The organism is Microcystis sp. M49636_WE2, from assembly GCF_030065375.1.
In the GTDB taxonomy this organism is placed as follows: Bacteria; Cyanobacteriota; Cyanobacteriia; order Cyanobacteriales; family Microcystaceae; genus Microcystis; species Microcystis aeruginosa_C.
Map to the genome: position 1 here is coordinate 1 of NZ_JASJFG010000786.1, position 6466 is coordinate 6466.

At 41.9% G+C, this 6466-nt stretch carries 5 protein-coding genes; 1 reads left to right on the forward strand and 4 read right to left on the reverse strand.

The features are described 5' to 3' along the window. The coding region (locus PX484_RS18005; protein WP_288104996.1) for a ThiF family adenylyltransferase at positions 1 to 470 on the reverse strand (470 nt) is incomplete at its 3' end. 159 nt (positions 471 to 629) lie between these two features. Then, a complete protein-coding gene (gene gcvH / locus PX484_RS18010; RefSeq protein WP_008201043.1) occupies positions 630 to 1025 on the reverse strand; it encodes a glycine cleavage system protein GcvH in 396 nt (131 codons plus the stop codon). 219 nt (positions 1026 to 1244) lie between these two features. Between gcvH and PX484_RS18015 the strand changes: the two genes are divergently transcribed. Further along, on the forward strand, positions 1245 to 3953 hold the full coding sequence (locus PX484_RS18015; protein ID WP_288104998.1) for a bifunctional acetate--CoA ligase family protein/GNAT family N-acetyltransferase: 2709 nt from the start codon (positions 1245 to 1247) through the stop codon (positions 3951 to 3953). Between the two features lie 22 nt (positions 3954 to 3975). Here PX484_RS18015 and PX484_RS18020 read toward each other — a convergent pair whose 3' ends face one another. After that, complete coding sequence (locus PX484_RS18020; RefSeq protein WP_287767401.1) at positions 3976 to 4956, reverse strand: NAD-dependent epimerase/dehydratase family protein; 981 nt, start codon at positions 4954 to 4956, stop codon at positions 3976 to 3978. A gap of 20 nt (positions 4957 to 4976) precedes the next feature. Then, complete coding sequence (locus tag PX484_RS18025; RefSeq protein ID WP_287767400.1) at positions 4977 to 5756, reverse strand: glycosyltransferase; 780 nt, start codon at positions 5754 to 5756, stop codon at positions 4977 to 4979. Positions 5757 to 6466: the final 710 nt, after the last annotated feature.

Consider the following 6466-nt stretch of genomic DNA (forward strand, 5'->3'; position numbering starts at 1 on the left):
ACGTTGGGTTTGTCGAGAAGAACACAAGCATCATTAGTCAGATAACGGGTGGGGAAATTATCCGTCCCGTCGATGACTACATCATAGGGGGCTAAAATGTCAAGGGCATTTTCGGAACTTATGCGGGTTTCGTACAAATCCACCTGACAATGGGGGTTAATTTCTAGAATTCTGTCCTTAGCGGAAACAATTTTCGGTTTACCTACCCAGGAAGTGCCGTGAATAATTTGACGTTGCAGATTGGAACTATCGACGATATCAAAGTCAACAATACCGATTCTACCGATGCCAGCCGCCGCTAGATAGAGTAAAAGCGGGGAACCGAGTCCCCCGGTGCCGATGCAGAGAACACTGGCGGCTTTTAGTTTTTTTTGACCTTCTAAGCCCACTTCGGGCAGAATAATGTGTCGAGAGTAGCGTTGAACCTCCTCTTGGGAAAGTTCGATCGCCGCGAGATTAGGATTTAGCATAGATTGGGTAAATAGTCAAAGCTCACTCGATTCGGGCTAGAATTTCGTCTCAGCACGGTTTAGAGACAAAAATCAGGAAGACTCGATCGCTTCCTGGATTTTTAATTCTTTCTATGCCTATGATAGTGTGAGGGTCTGGCTCCGTGTTGTTAATATTAGTTAACTTTCCCCTGCTACTTGGGCGCGGTATTCACTAGCGGAGAGGGTATCAGCCAAGGCAGTATCGGGATTTTCTACCCGCACTTTTAATAACCAACCCTCCCCGTGGGGATCATCGGCAATTAATTCGGGGGAGTCAATCATCGCTTGATTGCGATCGACTACGGTTCCCGAGACGGGAGGATAAAGATCTTCTACCGCTTTTACCGATTCGATCGTGCCGAAACTACTACCTACTTTCAGCGCCTCTCCCAATTCGGGCAATTCTAGAAACACGATATCACCCAATTGATCGACGGCAAAAGCACTAATTCCCAAGGTAGCGATTTCACCTTCGAGTCTGACGTATTCGTGGGTTTCTAGGTATCTCAAATCCTCGGGATATTCCAGTTCCATCGTCTGTCTCTAAATATTTACAGCATCAGTTAGTTTACTAGATTTCTTGGGGAAAATGTTGATCGGGTGGGGCTGTTTTATTGCCAACCCTACCTAGACAAAATTAATTACACCGATCGAACCCTGATTAAACAGCTAGAATTGGTCTAGGTCGATCGGGGAACGCTGGAATACTCGAACAGTGCAACAGTAAGGGTTAGCTGCTTTTTTAGCTCACTTATGTTAAATTCCATCTTAGATCCTCGCGGTGGCGAACATCAAACTATAAGAGCCTTTTTTGAGCCAAAAACCATCGCTGTGGTGGGATTTAATCGCCAAAATCCCCAACTTGATCGCACTCTTTTAAATAATCTCTATGATAATCCCGGTCAGCACCGCCTTTATTTAGTTAATCCTCACCCCGACAACCGGCTCGATCTTCCCAGCTATAGCAGTTTACCGGATATCCAGGCGGCGATCGATCTGGTAATTATCACCGCCCCTGCTCCCGAAATTCCCGCTATTATCGCCCAATCTGTCGAAAAACAGGTTAAATGCGCCCTGATTCTCTCCACGGGTTTTCGGGAAACCGGCCAGATGGGGGAAAATTTACTCAGGGAAATTAAAGCGATCGCTGGTCAAAAATTACGCATCATCGGTCCCCATAGCTCAGGAATCAGCAATCTCAGCCAAAATCTTAACGCCACCTTTTCCCCCATCCTGCCGAAAACTGGTTCAATTGCCCTGATTAGTCAAAGTGGGGCGATCGCGGCTGCCGTGCTTGATTGGAGTTTAAGCGAAAATGTCGGTTTTAGTCACTTTATCTCCCTCGGAGTTCTTTTAGATGTGGATTGGGGCGAATTACTCTATTATTTGGGAGACGATCCCCAAACTAAAAGCATCGTTATCTACCTGGAATCCCTGAATAATGCCCGCTCTTTTCTGTCCTCGGCCCGAGAAGTTGCCCTAAATAAACCAATTATCGCCATTAGTCGCCACAGTACCGACTTTGACCCCACTTCTCTTTCCCATGCTGGCAAATTGACCAGCGATCAGCTAACTCTCTCCGCTGCCTTTGCTCGCTGTGGCATCGTGGAAGTACAAAGACTGGCCGATCTCTTGAATATCACGCAAGTTTTAGCGAAAATTCCCCGATTTCCCCGGGGAAAACGCTTGACAATCATCAGCAATGGTGTTGCTCCCGCTCTTTTAGCGGCCTCGGCTTTACTGGCGGAAGATGGACAACTGGCAACCCTTAACCCCGCAACGATCGAAAAACTAGCGCCTCTTGTTCCCGCGGATATTGTCCCCCAAAATCCCATCGATCTGCGTCGCAGCAGCGATCCCGATAGCTACGCTCGCGCCCTAGAGATCGCTTTAGCGGATGCACATACCGACGCGGTGTTGATGATTCTCTCGCCTCGCTTTAACACTGATCTGCGAGAAATTGCCCTTAGAATTGCCTCAATCGCTCAAAATAGCAAAAAACCTATTTTAGCAAGTTTGATGGGGGGAGATGGCATTGCAGAGGGAGTAGCGTTATTAAATCAGCAGGGTATCCCCACCTATCGCTATCCCGATTCGGCGGCCCGGGTGTTTAATTTGCTCTGGAAATATGAAGAGAATCTGCGCGGTCTTTATCAAACGCCAATTTTAACCAATTCTCAGGAAAATGGCTCCGATCGAGTTTTAGTTAGCCAGATTATCGAGCAAGCAGGGGATAGAACAATTCTCAGTGAGCCAGAGTCTTTAGATATACTCAAAGCTTATGGAATCCCTGTTATTGTCACTAAAGTCGCCGAAAGTGCCGCAGAAGCAGTTAATCTCGCTGAATCTCTCGGTTATCCCGTGGTGATGAAACTGCATTCGAGGACGATTATCCATAAAAGCGCGGTGGGTGGGGTACAATTGCCGCTTTTTTCCCCTAGGGCAGTGGTGCAAGCGTATCAAGCGATCGAAGCTAATGTTAGCGCACAAGTGGGTGGGGAGCATTTTCTCGGGGTGAGTATTCAACCGATGTTAGAAATTGATCGAGGATATGAGTTAATTATCGGCTCTAATTACGATGATCAGTGCGGACCGGTGATAATTTTTGGTACTGGCGGCCGTTTAGTCGATATTTTTCAAGATTACGCCACCGCTCTACCTCCTTTAAATACTAATCTCGCTCGCCGACTTTTAGAAAAAACCAAGATTTATCGGGCTTTTAACGGGACAAATGGGCTTAAATCGCTTAATTTAGCGAATTTGGAGCAAATAATCGTGAGATTTAGTCACCTGGTTAGTGAACAACCTCGCATTAAAACTATCGATATTAATCCCTTTTTTGCCGATTCAGAGCAATTAATCGCCCTTTCCGCCTCTATCCTTCTTCATCATCCAACTACTCCCCCAGAAAAGTTATCTCATCCGGCGATTCGTCCCTATCCCGAACATTATATAGGACCTTGGAGGACGAAAAGAGGCTTAAAGGTGCTAATTCGTCCGATTAGGGCAGCGGATGAGCCTTTAGTGCGACAATTTCACCATTATCTCTCGGAAGAAACTATTTATTATCGTTATTTTCATCTTGTCAATCTCGATCGCCAAACCGCTTATGATCGTCTTACGCGCATTTGTTTTATCGACTACGATCGAGTAATGAGCTTAGTGGTAGAGATTAATAACGATCAGACGGAAGAGCCAGAAATTATCGCTATAGGACGCTTAAATAAACTGCACGGCGTTAATGTGGCGGAATTTGACCTATTAGTTAGGGATGACTATCAAGGTCAGGGTATTGGTACTGAATTACTACAGCGTTTAGTCACTATTGGCAAAAAGGAAGGATTAGACGGAATTGAAGGGGAAATTTTAAGTGATAACCGCGCTATGCAGATGATAGCCGCTAAAGTGGGGTTTTCTCTTCATAAAACTGCCGATTTTGTCAAAGTGGAACTTGAATTATGAAGCCTTTTTGACAAGCTGATCACTAATTTTCTGGCTGAATTGTTTGGGCTAATCCTTGCTCTAAAGTAAAGGTAGGTTGCCAATCCAGGGTTTTTTGAATATGGCTAGAGTCAACAGTAAGAGAACCAAGCAAGCGATCGATATTATAGGTGTTAAAAGGGAGATTTTTCCCTGTTATAGATTCTACCCTATCACCCAGATAACCTAAGAATCTAAGTAGGGTAGTGGGGACGGGTAGCAATCGACAGGGTTGTTGAATTTGTTGAGCAATGAGTCGAATTAATTGGGGAGTAGAAACAGCTTGGTTATCGCTAATTAAAAAGATTTGATTAACCGCATTAGGATGATCTAAACAGGTAATAATGGCATCAACTAAGTTACCCACAAAGACAAAACTGCGACGGTTTTTTATCGCACCAAAAGGTAAAGGTAATCCCCGTTTAATTAGTTTCATCAAGCGCTCCATATTAGCACGATTGCCTAGTCCGTAAACGAGAGTAGGACGAAGGATTGTCCAAGTCATGTTACTATCTTTGGCGAGGTTAATTAAAGCTTGTTCTGCTTGCAGTTTACTACGACCATAGGGACTATCAGGGTGACAGGAAGAATTTTCGTTAAGAATATCATCACTTTCGGCAGCCATAGCATGAATAGAACTGACAAAAATAAAGTGCTTAACTCCCGCTTTTAGCGACTGCTTAACTAGGTTAATAGTCCCCTTCGTGTTAACTTTTATAAATGCTGCTTCTGGATTGGATATAGTCTCATGAAGGATATGAGCGCGTCCTGCTAGATGAATAACGGTATCAATGCCTAGCAATGCTTCTTGCCAATCGGTTATATCATCAATTTCACCCACCTGAATAGCCTTAATTGACAGGGATGCAGGAAACTCAAATTTCTGGCGAATTGCAGCTGTTATCTGGCAGTTATGTTGATGTAAAATTGGCAGTAAGTTGCTGGCAATAAAGCCATTAGAACCTGTAACTAAAACGTTTTTCATTATTAATTATTCAATTAAGTTTAGTAAAGTTTCCAACCATGTTTATTGAAAAAATACACAGCCGATTGAGCAAAAACTATAGCCAGTTTAGTAGAGTTGTGCGCTCCTCTTGCCCAATGATGATAAATATTGACATGGGGATAAAGTATGGTTTTGTATTTTTTAGACATTCTAAGGGTCAAATCATAATCTTCAAAATACATAAACATATTTTTATCAAAGTAGCCAATATCATCTAAATATTTTCTGTTAAATAGCATAAAACAACCACTAATAATCGGTACTTCTATTATCTGGTTATAGCTAATATCTCTCATTTCATACCAGTCCAATCTCTTTTTGAAAAGAAATTGCATTTTTTTTGGTATAAAACGTCTAATAAATAAGGTCAAAACTGTGGGTTGACGCTTACAAAGGTATTGGATGTCCCCATTAGGGTAAGATATTTTTGGAGTAATCAATCCCACCTCTTGATGCTTATCGAGGTAGTGAATAAGTTCGGTGATCACATTATTATCAAAATAAACATCTGGATTGATAACTAAATGATAATCATAATTTTTAGCCCTAGTAATAGCTAGGTTATGTCCTTGACCAAAACCAACGTTATTACCATTATTGAAGTAATAATCTATATCGTATTCCTGAAAATTATCGAATATTTTTTTGAATTCATCGGTGGGAGAATTATCTACTACTGATAAATTAATTTCTATGGGTGTGCTGAACAGAGACTTAATTGCTTGAATAACTATCTCTGGGTCATTTTTGTAAAGGACAAGGGAGGCCGTCAGTTGCATAAGTATCTAAAGCTATCTTTTACTAAAAACAGTTCCAAGTTGATGATTTTGATTGACGCTTGCTAGTTTTACTTCTGGTAACTTAAGCAATTATAGTATTCTCTCATAGTCTTTTTGTTAAGTTTCAAATATAGTTAAAACATTCCCAGTCATTTAAGATATTTTTTCTCAGAGATTTCTCCAAAGACGACAACGCTACTTTGGGATTACGGATAAAAAGAGAGTTGTATTTGCAGGAAATTAACATTTTATTCTCATCTCCAGTTGATTTTTTAGTTACAGTCGTAGAACTAGATTTTTTTGGCTATAATAACCTTCTGATCTTCAATTACATTGCGCGTCGAGTTTACTAGACGTATTTCAGCGTGAAAACCACAACTTTCTAACCGTTTAGTTATATCCAATCCGTAATTTCTGAAGGCAAGAACTCTTCCCTGTCCTCGAATCCGATCGCCATGATACTCAGGTTCAAGCTGATGTATGATAGTCCCATCAGGCTGTAAGAAACATCTTTCAACTGTTTTCGGGTTATCTGATAAAGGCACGGTAAAAATAAAATATCCATCTTTTTTTGGCTCTTCGTTACTTGTTATGGTTCGATAGGGGGGCATAAATCGACTAAATCCTTATCTGGCAAGAGACTTAATTGATTAGTTCGCTCTAGATAAAAAACAATTGACAAAAATCGCTAAATGCCTTTCTCTATAAGG